The organism is Cupriavidus laharis (assembly GCF_914271435.1).
Taxonomy (GTDB): domain Bacteria; phylum Pseudomonadota; class Gammaproteobacteria; order Burkholderiales; family Burkholderiaceae; genus Cupriavidus; species Cupriavidus laharis.
Map to the genome: position 1 here is coordinate 17,569 of NZ_CAJZAI010000028.1, position 23,877 is coordinate 41,445.

The 23,877-nt window shown below is 67.7% G+C and carries 21 protein-coding genes and 1 pseudogene; 13 read left to right on the forward strand and 9 right to left on the reverse strand.

What is annotated here, in order from left to right; genetic code table 11:
• Window positions 1-49 precede the first annotated feature (49 nt).
• The 5 genes from LDO29_RS27195 (at window position 50) to LDO29_RS27210 (ending at window position 2,601) form a co-directional block, all read left to right on the forward strand.
• A complete protein-coding gene (locus LDO29_RS27195; protein ID WP_224082847.1) occupies window positions 50-445 on the forward strand; it encodes a PilZ domain-containing protein in 396 nt (131 codons plus the stop codon).
• 36 nt (window positions 446-481) lie between these two features.
• Window positions 482-610: a hypothetical protein gene (locus LDO29_RS28265; RefSeq protein WP_290369625.1), complete on the forward strand. Its 129-nt coding sequence runs from the start codon at window positions 482-484 to the stop codon at window positions 608-610.
• Window positions 611-647: 37 nt separating this feature from the next.
• Complete coding sequence (locus tag LDO29_RS27200) at window positions 648-1,442, forward strand: TatD family hydrolase (RefSeq protein ID WP_224082848.1); 795 nt, start codon at window positions 648-650, stop codon at window positions 1,440-1,442.
• Entirely contained in the window at window positions 1,435-2,181 is a 747-nt protein-coding gene (locus LDO29_RS27205) for an ankyrin repeat domain-containing protein (protein ID WP_224082849.1), read from the forward strand. Before LDO29_RS27200 ends, LDO29_RS27205 begins: the two co-directional genes overlap by 8 nt.
• Before the next feature lie 87 nt (window positions 2,182-2,268).
• Complete coding sequence (locus tag LDO29_RS27210) at window positions 2,269-2,601, forward strand: YkvA family protein (RefSeq protein ID WP_224082866.1); 333 nt, start codon at window positions 2,269-2,271, stop codon at window positions 2,599-2,601.
• A gap of 32 nt (window positions 2,602-2,633) precedes the next feature.
• On the opposite strand, the gene egtB is transcribed toward LDO29_RS27210, so the two are convergent.
• Window positions 2,634-3,923, reverse strand: a complete 1,290-nt coding sequence (gene egtB / locus LDO29_RS27215; RefSeq protein WP_224082850.1) for an ergothioneine biosynthesis protein EgtB — start codon at window positions 3,921-3,923, stop codon at window positions 2,634-2,636.
• Window positions 3,924-4,091: 168 nt separating this feature from the next.
• The gene (locus LDO29_RS27220) at window positions 4,092-4,712 is read right to left on the reverse strand and encodes an FMN-dependent NADH-azoreductase (RefSeq protein WP_224082851.1); all 621 of its coding nucleotides are present in this window, start codon (window positions 4,710-4,712) and stop codon (window positions 4,092-4,094) included.
• 153 nt (window positions 4,713-4,865) lie between these two features.
• On the opposite strand from LDO29_RS27220, the gene LDO29_RS27225 reads away from it, so the two are divergent.
• From LDO29_RS27225 to LDO29_RS27245, 5 genes are all read left to right on the forward strand, one after another.
• Window positions 4,866-5,813, forward strand: a complete 948-nt coding sequence (locus tag LDO29_RS27225; protein ID WP_224082852.1) for a LysR family transcriptional regulator — start codon at window positions 4,866-4,868, stop codon at window positions 5,811-5,813.
• Window positions 5,814-5,983: 170 nt separating this feature from the next.
• The gene (locus LDO29_RS27230; RefSeq protein ID WP_224082853.1) at window positions 5,984-6,397 is read left to right on the forward strand and encodes a DoxX family protein; all 414 of its coding nucleotides are present in this window, start codon (window positions 5,984-5,986) and stop codon (window positions 6,395-6,397) included.
• 29 nt (window positions 6,398-6,426) lie between these two features.
• A complete protein-coding gene (locus LDO29_RS27235; RefSeq protein ID WP_224082854.1) occupies window positions 6,427-6,996 on the forward strand; it encodes a DUF4136 domain-containing protein in 570 nt (189 codons plus the stop codon).
• A 129-nt stretch (window positions 6,997-7,125) separates the two neighbouring features.
• Window positions 7,126-10,317: a DNA translocase FtsK 4TM domain-containing protein gene (locus LDO29_RS27240; protein ID WP_224082867.1), complete on the forward strand. Its 3,192-nt coding sequence runs from the start codon at window positions 7,126-7,128 to the stop codon at window positions 10,315-10,317.
• Between the two features lie 14 nt (window positions 10,318-10,331).
• The gene (locus LDO29_RS27245) at window positions 10,332-10,691 is read left to right on the forward strand and encodes a cupin domain-containing protein (protein WP_224082855.1); all 360 of its coding nucleotides are present in this window, start codon (window positions 10,332-10,334) and stop codon (window positions 10,689-10,691) included.
• Between the two features lie 53 nt (window positions 10,692-10,744).
• Here LDO29_RS27245 and LDO29_RS28440 read toward each other — a convergent pair.
• From LDO29_RS28440 to LDO29_RS27265, 3 genes and pseudogenes are all read right to left on the reverse strand, one after another.
• Window positions 10,745-11,874: pseudogene (locus LDO29_RS28440) on the reverse strand (CMD domain protein).
• Window positions 11,875-11,900: 26 nt separating this feature from the next.
• Window positions 11,901-13,361 carry an NAD(P)-binding domain-containing protein gene (locus LDO29_RS27260; RefSeq protein ID WP_224082858.1) on the reverse strand — a complete coding sequence of 487 codons (1,461 nt, stop codon included), beginning with the start codon at window positions 13,359-13,361 and terminating at the stop codon, window positions 11,901-11,903.
• Window positions 13,354-14,352: a LysR family transcriptional regulator gene (locus LDO29_RS27265; RefSeq protein WP_224082859.1), complete on the reverse strand. Its 999-nt coding sequence runs from the start codon at window positions 14,350-14,352 to the stop codon at window positions 13,354-13,356. The genes LDO29_RS27260 and LDO29_RS27265 overlap by 8 nt, the downstream gene beginning before the upstream one ends.
• Before the next feature lie 211 nt (window positions 14,353-14,563).
• On the opposite strand from LDO29_RS27265, the gene LDO29_RS27270 reads away from it, so the two are divergent.
• The 3 genes from LDO29_RS27270 to LDO29_RS27280 all read left to right on the forward strand — a co-directional run bounded on the left by LDO29_RS27270 (window position 14,564) and on the right by LDO29_RS27280 (window position 19,320).
• Entirely contained in the window at window positions 14,564-16,030 is a 1,467-nt protein-coding gene (locus tag LDO29_RS27270; protein WP_224082868.1) for an ABC transporter permease/substrate-binding protein, read from the forward strand.
• A 152-nt stretch (window positions 16,031-16,182) separates the two neighbouring features.
• Window positions 16,183-17,463, forward strand: coding sequence for a cytochrome c (locus tag LDO29_RS27275; protein ID WP_224082860.1), 1,281 nt, complete (start codon window positions 16,183-16,185; stop codon window positions 17,461-17,463).
• Window positions 17,464-17,481: 18 nt separating this feature from the next.
• Window positions 17,482-19,320 carry an NAD(P)-binding protein gene (locus tag LDO29_RS27280; RefSeq protein WP_224082861.1) on the forward strand — a complete coding sequence of 613 codons (1,839 nt, stop codon included), beginning with the start codon at window positions 17,482-17,484 and terminating at the stop codon, window positions 19,318-19,320.
• Window positions 19,321-19,322: 2 nt separating this feature from the next.
• Here the strand turns inward: LDO29_RS27280 and LDO29_RS27285 are convergent, their stop codons facing one another.
• The 4 genes from LDO29_RS27285 to LDO29_RS27300 all read right to left on the reverse strand — a co-directional run.
• Entirely contained in the window at window positions 19,323-20,303 is a 981-nt protein-coding gene (locus tag LDO29_RS27285) for a glutathione S-transferase family protein (RefSeq protein ID WP_224082862.1), read from the reverse strand.
• A gap of 173 nt (window positions 20,304-20,476) precedes the next feature.
• Window positions 20,477-21,481, reverse strand: coding sequence for an acyltransferase (locus tag LDO29_RS27290; RefSeq protein ID WP_224082863.1), 1,005 nt, complete (start codon window positions 21,479-21,481; stop codon window positions 20,477-20,479).
• Window positions 21,482-21,715: 234 nt separating this feature from the next.
• Window positions 21,716-22,663 (reverse strand): hydroxymethylglutaryl-CoA lyase, encoded by a 948-nt coding sequence (locus tag LDO29_RS27295; RefSeq protein ID WP_224082864.1) that lies wholly within the window; start codon window positions 22,661-22,663, stop codon window positions 21,716-21,718.
• A gap of 1 nt (window position 22,664) precedes the next feature.
• A partial coding sequence (locus LDO29_RS27300) for a biotin/lipoyl-containing protein (RefSeq protein WP_290369626.1) occupies window positions 22,665-23,877 on the reverse strand: 1,213 nt, incomplete at its 5' end.

Genomic DNA, 23,877 nt, shown 5'->3' on the forward strand with positions numbered 1-23,877 from the left:
CCAAAACACCTATAAAACAAGGCTGTAGCAGGTCAGAAGGGGGTCAATCATGAGTACAGATGTCGCAACCATCCCGGGGCGAACGGCCGGGGCCACGGGCGGCGCGCCATCGCGGCCAAACGTGTTGTCCTTGTCGATCAAGGACCAGGCGGGGCTCTATGCGGCTTACATGCCGTTCCTGGCGCGCGGCGGCATTTTTGTGCCTTCGAACCGGCCGTTCCGGCTAGGCGAGCAGGTGTTCCTGGTCCTGTCGCTGCTGGACCGCCCGCAGAAGTACCAGGTTGCCGGTCATGTTGCCTGGATCACGCCGCCGGGCACGCCGATGAAGACACCGGGGGTGGGCGTGCATTTCCCTGATGACGACAATGGCCGCAACCTGCGGCGCGCGGTTGAGGAAATCCTGGGCAAGCAACTGGAGTCCGGGCGACCCACACAGACTTTGTGAAATACGCGAGGTTAGCTTCGCAACTGGTTGTTAATATTGAGTTTTCTGAGATTCATCCCGAGAATTGCCGATGCCGGGTACCTGCCCGGCATTGTCGCCATCCACCAGCGCACGGTGACGGCCGGTACTGCGCCGGTGTCCGTGGCGTTCCGCCAGGCCTGGTAATTTCCGGCGCCTGTGCCGCCGTCCCGAGGTTTTCCCCATGTTTGTCGATTCACACTGCCACATCGATTTTCCCGACCTGTCCGCCCGGTTGCCGGAGCTGCTCGACAATATGCGCGCCAACCAGGTGTCGCATGCGCTGTGCATTTCGGTGACGCTGGAAGACTTTCCACGCGTGCTGGCGCTGGCCGAGCAGCACCCGAACCTGTACGCCTCGGTAGGCGTGCATCCGGACTATGAAGAGGGCGAGGAGCCCACGCTGGCGCGTCTGCTCGAACTCTCCGCGCACCCGCGCGTGGTAGGCACCGGCGAAACAGGCCTGGACTACTACCGCCTGAATGGCCGCAGCATCGCCGACATGGAGTGGCAGCGCGAACGCTTCCGTACGCATATCCGTGCCGCGCGCCAGACTGGCAAGCCGCTGATCATCCATACCCGCTCATCGGCCGACGACACGCTGCGCGTGATGCGCGAAGAAGCCGCGCGCGACGCCGGCGGCGTGATGCACTGCTTCACCGAAACCTGGGACGTTGCCCGCCAGGCGTTGGACGAGGGCTTCCATATCTCGTTTTCCGGCATCGTCACCTTCAAGAGTGCGGCGGATTTGCAGGAAACCGCGCGCAAAGTGCCGCTGGACCGCATGCTGATCGAGACCGATTCGCCCTACCTGGCCCCGGTGCCGTACCGCGGCAAGACCAACGAGCCGGCCTGGGTGCGCCACGTGGGCGAGTTCATCGCCAGGCTGCGCGGCATTCCGGTGGAACAGCTGGCGGAGCAGACCAGCGACAATTTCTTCAAGCTTTTCAAGCATATCGACAGGGAAGTTCATGTTTAACTTGAAATCTATCCGCAGGCTGTCCGGTGCCATGCTGCTCGGATGCGCAGCACTTGCCTGGGCCGCACCGGCCGACGACATGCGCAAGGCCGTGGAATTCGACGACGCGCGCACCATACAGAAGTTGCTGGCCCGCGGCGTGGACCCCAATTCCGTCGACAGCCGCGGCGACCCGGTGCTGGTGGCGGCATTGCGGGAAAAATCGCTGAAAGCTGCCGCGGCGCTGATCAAGGCCAGGGACATCGACTTCGACAAGGCCAATCCCGCCGGCGAAACCCCGCTGATGATGGCTGCGCTGCAGGGCCAGCTCGACATGGTCAAGCTCATGGTTGACGACATGGAGGCCGAGATCAACAAGACCGGCTGGACGCCGCTGCACTACGCGGCCACCGCCGGCCATAACGATGTCGTCAAGTACCTGGTCGATCATGCGGCCTATATCGATGCCGAAAGCCCGAACGGGACCACACCGCTGATGATGGCCGCGCGTGGCGGCCACATCGAGACCGTAAAGCTGCTGCTCGACGAAGGCGCGGACATGCGCCTGAAGAACCAGCAGGGCATGACGGTGATCGACTTTGCCGAGCGCTACAACCAGGCGGAGATCGCCAAAGGCCTGAAGTCGCGCTGGCAGAAGCTGTACCCGCAGGTACCCATCGTGGCCGCGCCGCCGCTGAAGGCACCGGTGGCGCAACCGGGCGGCCAGCCGATCAAGGCGGCGCCGGCCAGCGGCAAATAAATACTGGCTTCCGGGACGCCGGCAGAGGTGGTGCCACCGAACCAGCGCCTGCGGCAGTGGGCGCGCCGCCTGAAATCCAGCCTGGTGATGCTGTGGTTCTGCAGCCGCCATCCGGACACGCCGCTCACGGCGCGGCTGCTGGCGGCACTCGTGGTGGCCTATGCGTTCAGCCCGATCGACCTGATTCCGGACTTCATCCCGGTGCTGGGTTATGTCGATGATGTCCTGCTGGTGCCGCTGGGCATCTGGCTGGCATTGCGGCTGGTGCCGGCGGCCGTGAAGGCAGATTGCCGCGTGCGGGCCGAGGCCTGGCAGGCGGCGCAGCGCGAGCGCCCGCGCAACCTGTGGGCGGCCGCGGCCATCGTGCTGGTCTGGGTGCTGCTGGCGTGGCTGGGCTGGCGCTGGTGGTCAGGCCGCTGACCGCTGCAGACCGCCGCTGACCGTAACAGGGCTCAGGCGTCGTCGGCCAGGCGCACACCGGCGAACTGCCAGCGCTGGTGCGGGTAGAAGAAGTTGCGATAGCTGGCCCGGATATGCGATTCGGGCGTGACGCAGGATCCGCCGCGCAGCACCATCTGGCTGCTCATGAACTTGCCGTTGTACTCGCCCACCGCACCGGCGCCCGGGCGGAAACCCGGATAGGGCAGGAACGCGCTGCCGGTCCATTCCCACACATCGCCAAACATCTGGCGCAGCACGCCCGCCGTGTTCTGCCGGTCTGGCAACGGCCGCAGCGCGCGGCCTTCGACGAAATTCCCCGTGGCCGGCAGGTCGCGCGCCGCGTGTTCCCATTCGGCCTCGGTCGGCAGCCGCCGCTCGGCCCAGCGCGCAAACGCGTCCGCCTCATAGAAGCTGATATGCGTGACGGGGCTCTCAGGGTCGACCGGATGCATGCCGCGCAGCGTCATCTGCCACCAGGTGCCTTCACGTTCCTCCCAGTACAGCGGGGCCTGGATGCCTTGCTCGCACACCCAGCGCCAGCCATCCGACAGCCACAGGCCGGCGGTCTGGTAGCCGCCGTCGTCGATGAATTCGAACCACTGGCGGTTATTGACCGGGTGCGAGCACAGTGTGTAGGGCTGCAGGTAGACCTTGTGGCGCGGCCCTTCGCAGTCAAAGGCAAAGTCTTCGCCGCGATGGCCGATCTCGACCACGCCGCCGTCAAAGCCGACCCAGTCCGGCGCGGGGCGCGGGTCGGCGATCACCGGTTCCAGCAGTTCCGGCGCGAACGCGGGCCGCAGCGGGTTCTGCGCGAACAGGTGGAGAATGTCGGTCAGCAACAGCTCCTGGTGCTGCTGCTCATGGTGCAGGCCGAGCGTGATCAGGGCCGCTTCGGCATCGGTCTGGGCGGCGCAGAGGAGATTCAGCATCGATTCGTCCACCGCCTCGCGGTAGGCCAGGATCTCGTCCAGCGACGGCCGCGTGAGCAGGCCGCGGCGCGGGCGCGGATGGCGCGGGCCGACGGACTCGTAATAGGAATTGAACAGGAAGCGGTAGTCGGGGTCGACCGGCTCGTAGTCCGGCACGCGTGCGGCCAGCACGAATTCCTCGAAGAACCACGTGGTGTGGGCCAGGTGCCATTTGGCCGGGCTGGCGTCCTCCATCGACTGCACCGTCGCGTCGGCGTCCGACAGGTCCGCGACCATGGCCTCGGTGGCGGACCGGATGTGCCGGTACAGCGATAGCAAGGCGGGTTCGTGCGGCGGGTGGACGGCGGCGGCTGGCAACAGGGCTGAAGTCATGCGGGCTCCCGGGATCGGTCGATGACTGGGCGAAGGACGCGGCTGGCCGTGCAGGCTGGCCAGTGACGTCGCCAATGGCACGCGGGGCGCCGTAGCGCCCCGCATCCATCATAGACCCGATCCGCCCCCGGGGCGACCCCAGGGGTGAGCCGGCGTGCCGGCGGCCGGTCAGGCGGCCAGGCGGGCGCCGTCGTTCAGTGCCGCGATCTCGGTGCGGGCACTGGTCAGGCCGGCTTCGCGAGCCTGCGGACCCATGGCCAGGCCGTGGGCGCGCACGTAGGTGATGTCGGTGATGCCCAGGAAGCGGAACACCACGTCCACGGTCTTTTCGTGCAGGTCCAGTTCATTGGCGTCCTGGCGCACGCCGCCGCGCGACGAAACGACGATCACGCGCTTGCCGCCAGCCAGGCCTACCGGGCCGGTCTCGGTGTACTTGAAGGTACGGCCGGCCTGGGCGATGCGGTCGATCCAGGCCTTGAGCTGGCTCGGGATGCCGAAGTTGTACTGCGGCACGCCCACCACCAGCACGTCAGCGGCCAGGAACTCGGCCAGCCACGTTTCGGTGCGCTGCAGTTCGGCTTCCTGCACGGCGTTCAGGCCGTCCTTCGGGCCGCCCAGCACGGGCAGCAGGTTGCCGGACAGGTGGGCCGGGGCATCCTGGTCCAGATCGCGCACGGTCACCTTGGCGCCGGGGTTGGCGGCGACGAGGTCGGCCACCACGCTGGCGGTCAGGCTACGCGAAACGGAATTGTCACCAAGAACGCTCGAATCGATCTGCAGGATGTTCATGTCTTTCTCCACGAAGGTGCGGTTGCGATGGAGGAAAGATAGCGTCTGGCCATTGGTATCGGTAGTGAGGCAAAATGCAAATAATTGTTCTATTCATGCAACGAGACGTGCCGCCCTGGCGAGCGCGTCGTCGTTGCGTTGGCGGAGGCCTTCATGCAGGACCTGAACGACTTGTCGCTGTTTGCCCAGGTGGTGGAACACGGCAGCTTTTCCGCGGCCAGCCGCGCCACGGGGATTCCCAAGTCGAGGCTGAGCCGGCGCATCGCCCAGCTCGAACGCGATCTCGGCGTGCAGCTGCTGCGCCGGACCACACGCCAGGTGCGCGTGACGCCGCTTGGGGAGTCCTACTACGAGCGTTGCCGCGCCATGCTGAACGAGGCGGAGGCTGCGCGTGATGTGATCGAACAGGCGCGCGACCAGCCCGGCGGCACGCTGCGCGTGAGTTGCCCGGTGGCGATCGCCCAGATCCTTCTGGCGCCGGCCATCGGGCATTTCATGCGCGCCAACCCGGCCGTGCGCATCGAACTGGAGGCCACCAACCGGCGTGTCGACGTGATCGGCGAGGGCTATGACCTGGCGTTGCGCGTGCGCGAGGTCATGGAGGATTCGAGCCTCGCGGTGCGTACCTTCGGCGAGAGCCAGCTCATGCTGGTGGCGAGCCCGGGCTTGCTCGACAGCATCGGCCGTCCGCGCACGCCGCAGGCGCTCGATGGCATGCCGGGCGTTGGGCAGAAGCCGCACGACGGCAAGCATGTCTGGATCCTTGGCTGCAAGACCGGTGAAACCATCCAGATCGCTTACGACCCCCGGCTGGTGACGGACGAGTTCGCACTGCTGCGCGAGGCGGCGATTGCCGGCATCGGCGTGGCCATGCTGCCGCGCATGTACTGCCGCGATGCCATCGACAGCGGCGAACTGGAACTGCTGTTGCCCCAGTGGGAAATGCCCGTGGGCACGCTGCACGCGGTGTTCCCCTCGCGCAAGGGGGTAACCCCGGCCGTACGGCGCTTCCTCGATTTCCTCAGCGAGATCCTGCCCGAGAACGCACGCAAGGTCGGCATGCACGAGCCCAGGCAGCCGGCGATGCACCGCGTGGTCTGAAGGCGCGGCCGTGAAACGCATGCGCCACTCTTGCGCCTTTACCTTCACGCCGCGGGGCACTAAGGTACATGGGCGAGCCCCGTGCGTGCGGGCGAAGTCGCTTGGCGGTGTCGACGGCCGCGGCGCTTCCCGGGAGCTCCGACTGTTCTCAACCGGCAAGGAGGATGGCCATGAGTGGCTCTCAGGGATCGCAGGACTTGGGCAAGGCGGTGTTGCGCATTGTGTTGGGGGTGCTGATCCTGCTGCATGGCATTGCCAAGCTGAAGGGCGGCGTTGACTTCATCACGCAAACAGCGACTGGGGCGGGACTGCCGGCGTGGGTCGCCTATGGTGTCTATATCGGTGAAGTCCTGGCGCCGGTGCTGCTGATCATCGGCTTGTGGACGCGTGCGGCGGCGCTGATCGTGGTCCTGAACATGCTGTTCGCGATTGCGCTGGTCCACTCGAAGCAGCTCGGTATGCTCAATGAAACCGGCGGCTGGCAGCTTGAGCTGCAGGGCATGTACCTGGCGGCCGCGCTGACGCTGGTGCTCATCGGCGGGGGCCGGCTGGGCGTGGGTGGTGCCGGCGGCAAGTGGAACTAGATACTGCCGCCGACCCCTGGAGACGTATCGTGGATGCTCCGAGAAGCAGGACGGCGACCGCCGTTGCCTTGGCGTCAGTGTTGCTGGCGGCCTGCGCCAGCACGCCAGACATCAAGACCGACTACAACCGCAGCGTGAATTTCGGCGCTTACCGAAGCTTTGGCTTCGTGAAGAACCCGGGCACGGACCGGCAGGGCTACGAAAGCCTGACGACGCAGTACCTCAAGGGCGCCGTGCAGCGCGAGATGACGTCGCGCGGCTACCAGTACAACGCCCAGTCGCCCGACCTGCTGGTCAATTTCAATGCGCGCACGCAGGAAAAGGTGCAGGTCACCCCGGTACCGCCGCCGATGGGCTACTACGGCTATCGCGGCGGGCTCTATGCGCCGTGGCCCGGCTATGGCTTCTATAACGACGTGTACACGTACACCGAGGGTACGCTGAACATCGACCTGGTCGACCGCAAGGACATGAAGCTGGTCTGGGAAGGCGTTGCCGTGGGCAGCGTGGACACAAGCAACCAGTCCAATATCCAGCAGCGCATCGAAAAGGTGGTGGGACAGATCTTCGCCAAGTACCCGTTCCGCGCCGGCCAGTAGGGCAGGGCGCCATGTTGCCGCCGCGCAGCGCTTACGAAAACTTGCGCTTTATTGCGCTGCCGGAGGCCATGGCCGGCCGCCTTAACCGCTACAATCGCTGCCCGTAGTTTTGAACGTGGCATGGCGATCATGGGTTTTGGCTGGTTCGGATTTTCGACTCTCTGGCTGGTGCCGCTGGTGTGGCGGTTCTTCGGCGGCCTGCTTGCGGGCGAACGGCGCCCGTCCGGCCCCGGCTCGCTGCGGGTCTGGCTCGGTACGCTGATCGTGCTCTGTGCGAGCGCCTCGCTCGAGGCGCTGACCAGTGGCGAGGGCGGGACCGCGGGCGGCTCGGCAGGGCGCGCGCTCGGCGGCATGGTCGGCAACCTGTTCGGCTGGACGGGCGCGTTATTCGTGATGCTGGGCGTGCTCGCGCTGGCTGCGCCGATGGTGTTCGGCGAGACATGGCGCAGCCTGTTCCTGTTGCGCAAGCCGCGCAGTGCCCCGCGTGCCGAAGACGAGCCTGCCGAGTTCGTATCGACCCAGCCGATGCGCGAACCCGAACGCTGGGAATCCGCCTCATCCAACGGTGCCGCGTCCGGCGGCTGGAACGCGCCATCGGGGCGCCACCGCAGTTTCGACGCCGTTTCCGCGCGGCGACAGCCGGCCTGGCAGCCGCCGCCGCGCACGCGTGAATCGCCGCCGCAGCCGGGCGAGATCTGGCTGCATCATGCCGAATCGCCTGGCGCGGTGAAGCCGCCTGTGCGACCCGCCGCGCAGGCCGTGGCCGAGACAACGGCACCGCGCGTCGCACAGACGCCTGCGCCGCGCCGGCCGGTCAGCCTGCAGGCCGCTGCGGCCGCGGTTGCCGCCTCGACCCCGGCTGCAGCCGCTGCGTCCCGCCCGGCCACGCCGGTGCGTGCCACGGTAGTCAGCACACCATTCCGCCAACCGCAGCCCATCGTGCGCTCCGCCATTACGACTTTGCCTGAAGCATCTGCCGCCTCCGCTCCCGCGAAGGCTGCGGCAACGGTTGCGGCGGCCTCTGCGGTGGTTGCCACGGCCGCGGAATCTGCTGAGCCGGAAGCTACGGTTGTCACTGCACCCGCCACCGCGGCAGCCGTTGCATCGGCTGAAACGGCGACCGATGACGCCGTCGCCGTGGCCGAGCCGGTCGTTGTCGAGACGCCTCCGTCCATGGACGTGGCTGACAGCCAGGCCACCGAGGCCACCGCGGATACCCCCGGGATGGACGGGTTTGACGCGGACGAGGCCACGCTCGAAGCCATCCGCCAGGAAGCCCTGCAATTGCTGGCCGAATTGCAGGTGCTGTCACGCAAGGCAGTGAGCGTTGAGGCTGATGCGGACGCGCAGACGCCCGTCGTTCCAGCGGTCGAGGAAGTTGCGCCGGAGTCGACGGAATCCGCGGAACCTTTATCGTCCACCGACCTCGCCGCCGAAGCCGAAGCCGAAGCCGAAGCCGAAGCCGAAGCCGAAGCCGAAGCCGAAGCCGAAGCCGATGTTGTGGTCGAGGCAGAGGTCGCGACGGAGCCCGCTTCGGAAGAAGCCCCGGCATTCGTCATGGAAGACGGCCCCCTTTCCGAATCCGCGACGGAAGACACGTCCGAAGCGGAAACACTCGTCGATGCCAATGCGCTGCTGGTTGCCTCGGAGCCTGAAGCGGCGCCGCTGCCGGAACCCGAACCCGAACCCGAACCCGAGCCGGTGGCCGTAGTGCCTGCTGCGAAGCCGCGCATCGTGTTGCCTGCCGTGGTGGGCAAGACGGTCCCTCTGAACGCGCAGTTGTCCCAACCGGCCCAGCCGGCGCTCGCCGTGCCGCCTCCCGCGCCGCGTGTTGTGGTGGACTATCGCTTGCCTTCTGCCGAGCTGCTCGAAGCCGCGGCGGACCAGACCGAACTGGTATCCGAGGAGCGCCTGCGCGAAACCGGCGAACTGATCGAGCAGCGCCTGTCGGAATTCAAGGTGCCGGTGGCCGTGGTAGGCGCCAGCGCCGGCCCCGTGATCACGCGCTTTGAAGTCGAGCCCGCCATGGGCGTGCGCGGCGCGCAGGTGGTCGGGCTGATGAAGGACCTGGCACGCGCGCTCGGCGTGACCTCGATCCGTGTGGTCGAGACCATCCCCGGCAAGACCTGCATGGGGCTGGAACTGCCGAATGCGCGCCGGCAGATGATCCGGTTGTCCGAAATCGTCCGCGCGTCGTCGTTCAAGTCGCACAATTCGCGCCTGGTGCTGGCGATGGGCAAGGACATCACCGGCCATCCGGTCGTGACCGACCTGGCCCGCGCGCCGCACCTGCTGGTGGCGGGTACCACGGGCTCGGGCAAATCGGTGGCGGTCAACGCGATGATCCTGTCGATGCTGTACAAGGCCACGCCCGAGGATGTGCGCCTGATCATGATCGACCCCAAGATGCTGGAGCTGTCGGTCTACGAAGGCATTCCGCACCTGCTCGCGCCGGTGGTGACCGACATGAAGCAAGCCGCGCACGCGCTCAACTGGTGCGTGGGCGAGATGGAGAAGCGCTACCGGCTGATGTCGGCGCTCGGCGTGCGCAACCTGGCCGGCTACAACCAGAAGATCCGTGCGGCCGAAGGGGCAGAGCAGAAGGTGCCCAACCCGTTCTCGCTGACGCCGGATGCACCGGAGCCGCTGTCCACGCTGCCGCTGATCGTGGTGGTGATCGACGAGCTGGCCGACCTGATGATGGTGGCCGGCAAGAAGATCGAGGAACTGATCGCGCGGCTCGCGCAGAAGGCGCGCGCCGCGGGCATCCACCTGATCCTGGCGACGCAGCGTCCGTCGGTGGACGTCATCACCGGCCTGATCAAGGCCAACATCCCGACACGCGTGGCGTTCCAGGTGTCGTCCAAGATCGATTCGCGCACCATCCTCGACCAGATGGGCGCCGAGAGCCTGCTGGGGCAGGGCGACATGCTGTTCCTGCCGCCGGGCACCGGCTATCCGCAGCGCGTGCATGGCGCGTTTGTCGCTGACGACGAAGTGCACCGCGTGGTGGAGCACTGGAAGCAATTCGGCGAGCCGGACTACGATGAGGCCATCCTTGCCGGTGATGCCGCCGAGGCCGGCGCCAGCGACCTGTTCGGCGAGAACGGCGGCGACGGCGAAGCCGACCCGCTCTATGACGAAGCCGCGGCCTTCGTCCTCAACACGCGCCGCGCGTCGATCTCGGCGGTGCAGCGCCAGCTTCGCATCGGCTACAACCGTGCCGCGCGGCTGATCGAGCAGATGGAAGCCGCGGGCCTGGTCTCGCCGATGGGCCGCAACGGCGCGCGCGACGTGCTTGCCCCCGGGCCGGGCGACTGACACCGGGAGCCGAGATGGATCTCCAGCATGGCAACCTGCTCTGCGATGTGCCGTCCGGCGTGCCGGACGAGATCTTCCAGTCCCTGCTGGAGCGGCCCGGCCTGAAGATCGAGCGGATCATCTCCAACGGCCAGGCCAGCCCGCCGGGCTTCTGGTACGACAGCCCGCAGGACGAATGGGTACTGCTGCTCGGCGGCAGCGCCGGGCTCGAGTGCGAGGGCGACACCGCCCCGCGCGTCATGCGGCCCGGCGACTGGCTGCACCTGCCGGCGCACTGCCGGCACCGCGTGGCATGGACCGATGCCGGTGAACCGACCGTCTGGCTGGCGGTGCACTGCGACGCAGATAGCGCACCGACCGCGCGCATCGGCTGATTTGCCGCTCCCGGGTAAAAGTGACTCGCCGGCAGAGCCGGCGAACCACCCCATCACCCCGGAAACACCGGCTCCCCCAAATTCAACATCAACCGATTCGCCCAGGCAAATATCGCCACGGAGTGAATCAAATCCAGAATCTCGGCATCGCCGATGCCAGCCGCGCGCAGGGCGGCCAGGCTTTCCGCCGATACACCTGCAGGATCTTCAGTCAACTCGATCGAGAACTTCGCAATCGCCTTTTCCCGCTCGGTCGTGCCCGCCGTACGCGGGTCCTCGAACACCTCCTTGATCACGTCATTGCGCTTGGCCAGCTGCTCGAAGCGCTGCGCATGCACCGACGCGCAATAAACGCAGCCATTGAGCCGTGACACCACCGTGGTGGCCAGCTCGCGCTCGGCGCGCGGCATGCCGCCAGGCGCGTACATGATGGCGTTGAACGCGGTGGAGCGCTGGCGCAGGATCTCGGGTTGATGCACCAGGAACCGGTAGTAGTCCTGCACCCTGGCCTTGGGGTGGCTCTCGTCGAGCACGGCGATCTGTTCCGGCGTGGCCTGGTCCAGCTCGACGACATCGAGCCAGGCCTTCCAGTCGAGCACTTCATTGGTAAAGCCGTGGGATTGGATGATCTCGCTCATGCCTGTGCTCCTGCGTTGTCGTTCAGTGCCTTCAGCGCATCAAGGCCGGCCACCAGCCGCACCTGATACGACAGGAAGGCAATCAGCTGCGCCAGCGTGACCACGGCGGGCGTGCTCAGGCCCGCGGCGGGCAGCGCTTCGAGCGCGGCCTTGTCGCCTTCTACGGGCTTTTCGATCAGCGTGCGCGTGAATGCCAGCATGGCACGCAGGCGCGGATCGGCGGCGTCTGCGGGAGTGCCTTGATCGGCAATGGCAATGGCCGCGGCATCGGCGCCGGCCGCAGTCAGTCGCGCGCGATAGTGAGCCGCCAGCTTCGGCGACGGCGTGAGCCGCGCGGCGTACATCGCGACCAGCAGGCGTTCGGCCAGCGTCAAGCCGGGCAGGGCCGGATCGAACAGGGCGTCGTGGCTGCCTTGGGTGGCGGCCACCACCTTGTCGCGCTTGTGGCGCAGCGCGTGCGTGGCGCTGCCGGGCTGCAGGCCGGTGACGGCGTCGATCAGGTCCGGCGGCGTGGCGCCGCCTTCGGGTGTGGGGGCTTGGTTCATGGCGGTTGTCACGGTTCGGGGTGGATTCAGGATTTCAGTACGGGCGGCGGTGCCGGCGCCCATTCGTCGCCGAAGATTTCAGGCTCGGCATAGGCCTGCAGCGCGGCATAGTGCAGTTCAACGTCTTCCTGGTACAGCAGGCCGGCGATGCCCTGACCCAGTCGCCGGGCGCCGTCGCTGATGGCCGGAATGTCGCCAGACACGGTGCCATGCGACAGCGCAGCCGGGTAGCAGAACGCATGGATGCGCGACAGCCCGGGACAGGCGCCCGGCGTCTTCTCCTGGAATTCGAAGACCGGGCCGAGGTCGGGCGAATCGGACAGCTCGCCATCCTCCTGCCCTGGCCGCGGCGCGAAGCGGTCGCGCCAGAAGCGGATATGCGGCGCGAACGCGGCGAACTCCGGGCGCGTTTCCAGCGCGATGCGGAAGCCCGTCGAGAAGATCAGGAAATCCAGCTCGAACACGCCCTTGGGCGTGCGCACGCGCAGCACGTCGCCGTCCACGTCGATGGCATCGAGCGCGCAGCCCAGGTGGAAACGCGCATTGACGTGGCGCGATACGCGCAGCGTGCTGCCGCGCGGCGGCGGCACCTGCTGGCTGTTGATGTAATGGCGCAGGCGCCATTTCCATTCATCCGGCAGGCCGTAGTGGCCAAAGGTCAGTCCGGGATTGCCGGCACCCTTGCCCTTGTTGACGCGCGGAATGTCCGCGCGGCGGATCAGCATGTCGACGCTTGCGGCACCGGCCTCCAGCGCGGTGGCGGCACTGTCCATGGCCGAAGCGCCGGCGCCGACCACGCCGACGCGCTTGCCACGCAGGTTGCCGTAGTCCATATCGTCGGAGGAATGCGCCCACAGCGTGCGGGGCAGGCGCTCGGCAAGCGGCGGCACATAGGCGCCGCCAAGGCCGTCGCGTCCGGTGGCCAAAACCACGCGGCGAGCCAGCACGGTACGCGGCCCGTCCGGCGTCGTCATCGCCAGCGCGACCAGGCCGTCGGCGCGCGGCAGCACCTGCTCGACGCGGTGTCCGTTGCGGATATCGAGGTCGAGCACCTGCCGGTACCAGCGCAGGTAGTCCATCCACTGCAGCCGCGGGATCTTGTCCAGCGCTTCCCACGCTTCGTTGCCGTACTGGGCTTCGAACCACGCGCGGAAGGTCAGTGCCGGCAGGCCCAGCGCAGGGCCGGTGAGCTGCTTGGGCGAGCGCAGGGTCTCCATGCGGGCGGTGGTGGCCCATGGCCCTTCAAAGCCGGCGGGAGACTGGTCGAACGCGCGCGCCTGGATGCCCAGGTGCTTGAGCGTGGCGCTGACGGCGAGTCCGGCCATGCCGCCACCGATCACGGCAACGTCGAGCACGGCTTGCCCGCCGTGGGTGCGCGGCATGGTCCAGGCCTTGGCCGGCAGTTCCAGCCAGGCCAGGTCCTGGCGCAGGCGCGCTTCAAGTGCGGCCAGTCCGGCCTGGCCGCGTGGGGTGTCGGTATCAGTCATGGCTTAGGGGTTCAGTGTCTTCAGTCGGGGCAGCGCCGTCGCCATACAGCGATTGCAGCAGTGCGCCGTGCTCGGCGGGGTCGCGGCGGACGAAGTCGGGCAGCAGCGTGGCGGATGCCTCGGCCAGTACATCGACCAGGCTCAGCACGACCGCGCTGGCCGGGCGCGCCTGTGGCGTGATCACGCCGAAATAGAACGGGATATCCGCGTCGACGGGGCGCACGGCAATGTCGGCCAGCGGCAGGCCACGCGCGGTCACCGGTTCCAGCACGGCGATGCCGAGCCCGGCGCGCACCAGTGTCAGCGCGTTGATCGAGGTGTTGGTGTCGATCACGCCTGCGGGGCCGATGCCGGCGCCGGCAAACGCGGCATCGGTGCGACGCCGCAGGCGGTAAGGGTTCTGCATCGTGACGATGCGGCGTTCACGGCAGTCCGTCAGGCGTACGGTGTCGCAGGCCGCGAGCGGATCGTCCGCGCGCATGGCCGCCACGCACGCCGCCTGGCCGATCCAGTGGACGTTCACGCCGCGGTGCTCCAGCGGCAGGCTGTTCAGGCCAATCTCGGCGGCGCCGGTCAGCACCGCATGGACGACCTGCTCGGGCGACACGCTGTGCACTTCCACGCGCTCCGGCGAGCACAGCCCGCGCCCGAACGCCAGCGCGAGCGCCGCAGGCAGCAGGCCGGCCGACAGCGCCGGCGTGGCGGCAATGCGCAGCGGCCGGCCGTCGCCGCGCGCCAGGGCCGCCGCGCGGTTGCGGATCTGCTGGAGCCCGGCCAGCGTCTGCTCCACTTCGTCATAGAGCAGGAAACCCTGCTCGGTGGGGCTGACGCGCGGGCCGCTGCGCGTGAAGAGCGCAAAGCCCAGCTCGCTTTCCAGCTCCTGGATGAGCCGGGTGATGGCCGGCTGCGAGCGGCCGAGCAGGCGTCCGGCAGCGGTGACGCTTCCGGTTGTAACAACGGCTGCAAAGGCTTCCAGTTGCCGGATTTCCATTGGGGCGCGGTTGGTCTTGTATGCGATTTATGGATTCTGCGGCTTTAATCATGCAAATGACAAATACTATTTCGCTATGACGTCATGCGCACGCACCCGCCTATGATGTAGAGATGCCGGATGCACATCGGCCAACCAAGCCCGTCGGAGCGACGTCTTGTCCTTCCTCAGCCGTAGTGGCATTCCCGCAGGGGTGACCTGGTTTGTCGGCCTGCTATTCGCGCTTGTGCTGGCAGGGGCGTGCCGGGCACAGGGCGGCGACACCCTCCGTGTCGGCTCCAAGCGCTTTACCGAGTCCTACATCCTCGGCGAACTGCTGACGCAGGCGGCCGGAAATGCGCACCACCAGGCGGGGCTGGGCAATACGGCGATCGTGTTCGAGGCGCTCCGGGCCGGCAGCATCGATCTTTATCCGGACTACACCGGCACGCTGGCCAGCGAGATCCTGAAACTGCCGCCGGGGGCGACGCTGGAGCAGATCAACCGCGCGCTGGCGCCGATGGGGCTGGGCACGGGCATCGCGCTGGGCTTCGAGAACACCTATGCGCTGGCGGTGCAGGAGGCGCGTGCCGGCGGATTGCAGCGGCTGAGCGACCTGGCGCGGCAGCCACAGCTGCGGCTGGGCCTGTCGCACGAATTCCTGGGCCGGGCCGACGGCTGGCCCGGATTGGCCCGGCGCTATGGCCTGCCGCAGCATCCGGTAGGGCTGGACCACGGCGTGGCCTACGAGGCGCTGGCGGCGGGGCAGGTCGATGCGATCGACATCTATTCGACCGACGCCAAGATCCGCAAGTACCGGCTGCGCGTGCTGGAAGACGACCTGCATTTCTTCCCGCGCTACGACGCCGTGGTGGTCTACCGGCTGGACGTGCCGCGCCGCTTCCCGGCCGCATGGCATGCATTGCAGTCGCTGGCCGGGCGTATCAGCGCAGCCGACATGGTGGCGATGAACGCAGCCGCCGAGATCGACGGACAGTCCTTTGCCGCGATTGCGCGCGGCTTCCTTTCCGGCCATGCGGAGCAGAGGGCCGGCCGTGGTGGGCTGGTACAGGCGCTGCTCGGCCCCGACACCCTTCGCCTGACCCGCCGCCATGTGGCCCTGGTGGCTGGTGCCGTCGGTGTTGCCACACTCGTTGGCGTGCCGCTGGGGATCGTGTCGGCACGGCGCCGGCGCCTGGGGCAGGGCGTGCTGGGCATGGTCAGCGTGCTGCAGACGGTGCCGTCGCTGGCGCTGCTGGCCATGCTGATCCCGCTGCTGGGGCGCATCGGCGTCTGGCCGGCGATGGTGGCGCTGTTCCTTTACGCCTTGCTGCCGATCGTGCGCAATACCTGCACAGGGCTGCAGCAGGTGCCCGCCGGCATGCGCGACGCGGCACGCGCGCTGGGATTGCGCGATATGCAGGTGCTGCGCTACGTGGAGCTGCCGCTGGCCCTGCCGGTGGTGCTGGCTGGCGTGAAGACCGCGGCCATCATCAGCGTGGGGACCGCGACCATTGCCGCGTTCGTCGGCGCCGGCGGCTATGGTGAGCGTATTGCCACCGGGCTCGCGCTCAACGACTCGGTGCTGCTGCTGGCCGGGGCGATTCCGGCCGCCGTGCTGGCACTGGTGGTACAGGCCGGGTTCGAGGCGCTGGAGTGGGCGCTGCGCCCGCGAGGGCGTGGCGGGCCGCCCATCTGATATGCAAGAATTTCTGATATCTGATCCTGTCATGTTCCGCGGCTGGCGCCGATAATCGGCGCCAGGACAGGCAGCGCCTGAGGCTGTTTGCCCGAGCGGCGACAGGCCAAACACGCCATGACCCCTTAGAGCAACAAGATCTGGACGCATCCATGCTTTTCCCCGCAAGGCGGTTGCTGATCGCCGCCACGCTGCTCGCCGGTCTGTTCGGCGGTGCTGCCTCCGATGCCGCGGAGGGTGCCACGGCCGACGTGGAGCGCGGCCGCTACCTCGCGCGCATTGCGAACTGCGTGGCCTGCCATACGAGCGAAGGCGGCAAGCCGTTCGCCGGCGGTCTGCCGATCCGCACCGCGGCGGGCACCCTCTATTCGACCAACATCACGCCGGACGCGACCGGCATTGGCGGCTACACGCTGGCGGAGTTCGACCGCGCGGTGCGGCAGGGCGTGGCGCGCGACGGCAGGCGGCTCTATCCGGCCATGCCTTACCCGTCCTACGCGCGCATGCGGGCCGAGGACGTGGCGGCCCTCTATGCCTATATGCGCGCCGGCGTAGCGCCCGTCAGCCAGCGCAACCGGGATGCGCAGATGCGCTGGCCGTACAGCATGCGTTCGCTGCTGGTGGTGTGGAATGCGTTATACCTCAGTGGCTCGCCGGTCCGGACCGATGCCGCGAAGGGCGCGGAATGGAACCGTGGTGCCTATCTTGTACAGGCTGTCGCGCATTGCGGCGCATGCCATACGCCGCGCGGCTGGCTGTACGGCGAGAAGGGGCTGGACGAGCGCAGCAAGCGTTTCCTGTCCGGCGCCAGCGTGGAAGGCTGGTCGGCCACCAATCTCACGGGGGACAAGATCACTGGCCTGGGCGCATGGTCGCGAGCGGAGATCGCCGAGTTCCTGCGCACTGGACGCAACGCGCACGCGACCTCGTTCGGGCCGATGTCCACGGTGATCTCCACGGCCACGCAATACATGACGCCGGCCGACCTCGATGCCGTGGCGGCCTACCTGAAGACGCTGCCCGGTGCACGCGGCGAGACCGAGCCGTTCCGGCATGACCCGTCGACGGCGCCGCGGCTGTTGCAGGGCCGCTTCGACAGCCCGGGCGCGCGCCAGTATTCGCAGTTCTGCATGCCGTGCCATGGCGCCGACGGCAAGGGGTTTGCGCGCGTGTTCCCGCCGCTTGCCGGCAACCCCACGGTCGCCGATCCGGACCCGGCCTCGCTCGTCAACCTGCTGCTGAGTGGCGCGGTGACCGCGCGTGTCGACACGGCGCCGACCGATTACCACATGCCGGGCTATGGCTGGACCTTGGACAACCAGGAACTGGTCAACCTGCTCACCTTCATCCGCGGCAGCTGGGGCAACCGCGCCGCGCCCGTCAGCGAAGCCGCCGTTGGCGCGCGCCGGCGCGAGCTGGATGTGGCCCGCTGACCCCGCCACGACGACCCCATGACCATTTCGCGCAGAGACTTCCTCAACGGCACCGTGCTGGCCATTGCCGCTGGCATGGCGCCTGCGCAACTGCTGGCCGCCGCGCAGGGGCAGCCGGGTGCTGCCTACCCGCCCGCGCTGACTGGCTTGCGCGGCAACCACGCCGGCACGTTCACGCTGGCCCACAGCCTGGCGCGCGAGGGGGCGAAGTACCCCACCGTGATGGCCCACGAGGCCTTCGATCTCGTAGTCGTGGGCGGCGGCCTGAGCGGGCTGGCAGCAGCATGGTTCTACCAGCGCCGCTTCGGCCCCGGCAGGCGCATCCTGATTCTGGACAACCACGACGACTTCGGTGGCCACGCCAAGCGCAACGAATTCACGGTGCGCGGCAAGCGGCTCGTGACCTATGGCGGCAGCGCGGAAATGCCGCCCACCGCCGCGGCCGATGCCGCCGTGCGGGAGTTGCTGGGTGGGCTCGGCCTTGACGCCGCGCACGCGCCCCTGGCCGAGCCGGCGGACCCTTACGCGGCACTGGGCATGGGCCGCGCGGTGTTTTTCGACGCCGACCATTTCGGCCGCGACCAATGGCTCCCGGGCGACCCGTTCGGCGATCTGGTCGATGCGCGCGGCGGGCGGCAGGGTGCCTCCTTGCCCGATGCGGCGGCCCTGCGGCGATTCCTGGATGCCGCGCCGTTGCCGCCGCAGGACCGTGCGGCACTGGCACGGCTTGCCGACGGCAGCACCGACTACCTGCAGGGCATGCCTGCAGGCGAACGTGCCACATACCTTCGCCGTACGCGCTACGCGGCGTTCCTGCGCGACAAGGCCGGCGTCGGGCTGGCCGGGCAGCGCTTCCTGCGCAGCCGCAGCAATGATGCCTTTGCACTCGATGCCGATGGCATCAGCGTGGCCGACGCCATCGGCATCGGCCTGCCGGCCGGCGCGGGCATGCCGGCGCCGGCGGTGGATCCGCGCCTGGGCAAGTCTCCGGCCTCGCGGCTGTGGTTCCCGGACGGCAATGCCTCGCTCGCGCGGTTGCTTGTGCAGAGGCTGATTCCTGCCGTGGCGAAGCTCGCGCGCCCGGCGGATATCGTGAACGCGGCCTTTGACTACGGGCGCCTGGATCAGGACGGCGCTCCGGTACGGCTACGGCTGGAAGCCACCGCCATCGCCGTCGATCCGGACGGCCCGATCACGCGCGTCACGTACGGCTGGCGTGGCAACCTGCACCGCATCGAAGCGCGCCACGTGGTGCTGGCGGGCTGGAACATGATGGTGCCATACCTGATGCCGTCGCTGCCGGCCGCGCAACGCGACACGCTGCGTGCCGAGGTGAAGGCGCCGCTGGTCTATACCAAGATTGCGCTGGACCACTGGCGCGCATTTGCCGCGCTCAAGACACGCAGCATCCACGCGCCGGCCATGGCCTATACCGACCTGTGGCTGGAGCCGCCCGCCGGCAACAGCCCGGCTGACCCGGCGGTGCTGCACATGCTGTACGTGCCGACAGTGCCCGACAGCGGCATGAGCGCACGCGAGCGTTTCCGCGCCGGACGTGCTTTCCTGCTGGGCACGCCGTTCAGCGAACTGGAGCGCGGTATCCGTACGCAGCTCGACCGCATGCTGGGACCGGCCGGGTTTGCCGCCAAGGACGTGATCCGTGCCATCACCGTCAACCGCTGGGCGCATGGCTACAGCTACCGGCCGGACAGCCTGGCTGGGGAAGACGGGGCTACGTGGGTGTCGCCTGCCGGCGTGGGCAACGTGAGCTTCGCCGGCAGCGACAGCACGGGCAGTCCGTCACTGACCGCCGCGATCGCGCAGGGCCGGCGCGCCGTGGACCGCCTGCCGGGCTGAGTTCAGCCCAGCCGCTCGCGCCCGTGCGGCGCGGCAAGGTCTTGCACCGGTCCGGCCGGCACGATGCCAGCCGGATTCAGCGTGCGGTGGCTTTCGTAGTAGTGGCGCTTGATGTGCTCGAAATTCACGGTGCCAGCGATGCCCCGGTGCTGGTAGAGATCTCGCACAAAACCGGACAGTGCAGGGTAGTCAGCAATTCGGCGCAGATTGCACTTGAAGTGCCCGACATAGACGGCGTCAAAGCGAATGAGCGTGGTGAACAGCCGGATGTCGGCCTCCGTCAGGCGGTTGCCGGCCAGGTAGCGCTGCGTCGCCAGGCGGGCTTCCAGCCAGTCGAGCGTTTCGAACAGCGGCCACACGGCTTCTTCGTAGGCTTCCTGCGTAGTGGCGAAGCCGGCCTTGTACACGCCGTTGTTGATGGTGTCATAGACGCGTGCGTTGACCGCATCGATTTCCGTGCGCAGTTCAGCGGGATAGTAGTCCCCCGGCGCCGCGCCAATCGCATCGAAGGCGCTGTTCATCATGCGCAGGATTTCCGACGACTCGTTGCTGACGATGGTGGAGCGCTCCCGGTCCCACAGCACCGGTACGGTGACACGACCGCTGTACTGCGGATCGGCTGCCGTATAGACCTGGTGCAGCACGCGTGTATGGTTGACCGTGTCGGGAACAACGCCGGGGCCGTCGGCAAAGGTCCAGCCTTCTTCGCGCATCAGCCAGTGCACCACCGAAACGCCGATCATGTCCTCGAGCCCCTTGAGGCGCCGCATGATCAGCGTACGGTGCGCCCACGGGCATGCCAGGCTGACATACAGATGGTAGCGGCCGGCCTGCGCCGCGAAGCCACCGGTGCCCGACTGCCCTGCGGTGCCGTCAGCCGTCACCCAGTTGCGGAACGCGGCGTCCCTGCGCACGAAACGCCCGCCTGTGGAGGCGGTGTCATACCACTTGTCCTGCCACTGGCCATTGACCAGAAGTCCCATTTCCTGCTCCTTGACGGCTGCGCGGGGCGATGCCGCGCTGATGCCGCCATGGTGGACGCTTTTGGTCGTCGCGCCATACGAATTTCCAGAGCAACATATTCGACTGTGTTGAACATGTTGACGCGCCGACTGTGGGTGTGGGCGCAGGGTGCGGCGCTTGCGTTGTCCGGGACTCAGCGGTCCGTGGTCCGTGCCAGCAGGCCGTCGATCTCCTCGTCCTTTTCCTGCCAGTGCCCGGCCAGCCAGCGATGGAAGTTGCGGCGGAATGCCGCGTCGGTACCGTAGTCCGCCGTGCAGAAAACGGGTGGTATGGGAACCTGCCGCACCCGCACGATGACCGGCCCGGTGCGCCCGCAGGCGAACTGCCAGAAGCTCGGCGCGCCTTGCGGGTAGACGATGGTCGAGTCCAGCAGCGCGCGAAAGCGGCTACCCATCGTGTTGATGGTCACAGCCAGCCCGCCGGCCCTGGGCTTGAGCAGGTGGCGATACGGCGAAGCCTGCGCCGCGCGCTTGGTCTCGGTGAAACGCGTGCCTTCCGTGAATACCATCACGCTGGTCGGCGACAGCGAGAATTTTTCGCAAGCACGGCGAGCCGTGTCCTGGTCGTCGCGCCGGAGGTCGGGCTTGCGGCGCAACTGTGCCCGCGTGTGGCGCTTCATGAAGGGAAAGTCCAGCGCCCACCATGCCAGGCCGATGAACGGCACATAAAGCAGTTGCTGCTTGAGGAAGAACTTCAATAGTGGAACGCGCCCGTTGAGCGCGCGCTGCAGCACGAAGATGTCCACCCACGACTGGTGGTTGCAGTTGACGAGATACCAGTCGGAGCGCTTCAGGCCCGCAATGCCGTCGATGTCCCAGGCATGGCGCTGGATTGTGCCGAACCACGCGCCATTGCATGTGATCCATGCGCGGGCGATGCCATTGAGTATCGGATCGATGCGCCGACACGCCCCGGGCATTGGCAAGACCAGTTTGAGCAGCGCCAGCGGGAACAGCAGCAGGCACCAGAACAGCGTATTGAGCGCCAGCACGAGCAGGCTCGCGGCGCCCAGCGGCCAGGTATGCAGCGGCGGGCGTGACTTGCGCTGGCGGACGTGGCGGGCCTTGTCGCCGTTCTGGACGGCCTGGCCGGCAGCGATGGCGCTGCCGGCGTTAGCGGGGGAGGGGGTCGATGTCATGCGCGCCAGTTTGGCGGCGCAAAGCCCGCGGGGATTTGCGCGGGATCAAGTTCGATCCGATGCAGTCGGGAAATAAACGATTGTGGCCGGAACGGCGCGGGGCTTGCCCGTGGGGTTGGACTGCGTAGCCTTGTCATCCCGGATACGCCGGACTGTCAGCGTAGTCGCCGGGTGCGTCCGGAATCGCCCCGGCGACAGCCGGCCGCCTGCGGTTGCGCTCTTGAAAGCACATGATCAGGCTGGCTGGCAGGCGAGCCCTAGCAGCGCTTTGCCGACGCGCGATCCATACGGCCGTCCGATCGCCTCCGAGATAAAGGCACCGGCCTGGATCACCTGGTCGAGGTCGATTCCCGTATGGATGCCCATGCCATGCAGCATGTACAGCAAGTCTTCCGTCGCCACGTTGCCCGAGGCCCCCTTGGCGTAAGGGCAGCCGCCAAGGCCCGCGACCGAGGCGTGGAAGATGCGGACGCCCGCTTGCAGGCTGGCCAGGATATTGGGCAGCGCCTGGCCATACGTGTCGTGGAAATGCCCGGCCAGCCGCTCGCGCGGGAAGACGCGCGCCGCAGCTTCCATGACGGCCTGTGTGCGCAGTGGCGTCCCAACGCCGATGGTGTCGGCAATGTCGATCTCGTCGCAGCCCAGGTCGCGCATGCGGCCGACCACGTCGGCCACCTTCCCGACCGCGATCTCGCCCTCATAGGGGCAGCCGAGCGCGCAGGAAATGCTGGCGCGCAGGCGCAGACCCGCTGCCTTGGCCGCTGCGGCAACCGGTTCGAAACGAGCAATCGATTCAGCGACGGAGCAGTTGATATTGCGCTGGGAAAACGCCTCGCTGGCCGCGCCGAAGATGACCGCCTCACCGGCTCCGGCGGCCAGCGCCGCTTCGAAGCCCTTCATATTGGGCGTCAGCGCCGAATAGACGGTGCCGGCGCGGCGCGCGATGGCGCCCATGACCTCGGCGCCGTCGGCCATCTGCGGCACCCACTTAGGCGAGACAAAGGACGCGGCTTCGATATTGGGGAAACCGGCCTCGCTCAGGCGATTGACCAGCTCGACCTTGACCGCGGCGGGAACATGGCGTGCCTCGTTCTGCAGTCCGTCGCGCGGGCCGACCTCGACGATCTTGACCGTCTCGGGCAGCGCAAGCGGCTGGGGCAGGGCAGAAGTGTTGAGTTCCATGTCAGGCAGCCTCCTGTTCCAGCGTCACCAGTTGCGCACCTTCCTGAACCTGGTCGCCGACGGCGTACAGCACCTCCTGCACCGTGCCGCCAGCGGGGGCGGTCAGCGTGTGTTCCATCTTCATGGCTTCCATGACGATCAGCGCATCGCCCTTGCTGATGGTGGCGCCGGCTTCGACCATCACGGCGATGATCCGTCCCGGCATCGGCGCGGCCAGCTTGCCGCCCTCGCCTTCGGCCTCGCCAGCGTGCTGCAGCGGGTCGACCAGCACCAGTGAACACTGGCCTTCGCCGCTGAACACGTGCAGGGTGTCGCCCTCGATATGGCACTGGCCCTTGACGGTGCGCTCGCCGAGATCGACGGTATGCACTTCGTCGCGCAGCGATGTGCGGAACGGCAAGGTCTTGCCGCGGGCGGTGAGGCGCTGGCGACCGGCTTCGCTGTGCACGGTGACGTCGATGTCGCCGTCGGGGCTTTGCAGGCGATACGTGATGCTGCCTGCGCTATTGAGCCGCCACGCACCGGCATGCGTCCACGGCGAATGCTGGTCGGCCGCGTCGATGCGGCGCTCGCGCGTTTCGCGGTCCAGCAGCGCGGCAGTCGCCAGCGCGATGATCTCCATGCCGACCGGCGCGGGCGGCGGGAACAGCGCGGCCTCGTTGCGCTCGATCAGGCCCGTGTCGAGGTCGGCCGTGCGGAACGCCTCGGACTTTACCAGCCGCTGCAGGAAGGCGACGTTGGTCGACAAGCCCACCACGTGGTACGCCGCCAGCGCCTGGCGCATGCGCGCGAGCGCTTCGTCGCGGTCCTTGCCCCACACGATCAGCTTGGCGATCATCGGGTCGTAATACGGGCTGATGGTGTCGCCCTCGCGCACGCCGGCATCAATGCGCACGCCGGCCGGGCCGTGCGCATCGCCGCCGCGCATGAACTGCACAGCAGGCGGCGTGCGCAGGAAGCGCAGCGTGCCGGTGGACGGCAGGAACTGCTTGTCGGGGTTCTCGGCGTAGATACGCGCTTCCAGCGCGTGGCCATCGATGCGCAACTGGTCCTGCTTCAGCGGCAGCGGCTCGCCAGCCGCCACGCGCAGTTGCCATTCCACGAGGTCTTGCCCCGTGATCATCTCGGTGACCGGATGCTCGACCTGCAGGCGCGTGTTCATCTCCATGAAATAGAACGAGCCGTCCTGGTTGGCGATGAACTCGACCGTGCCG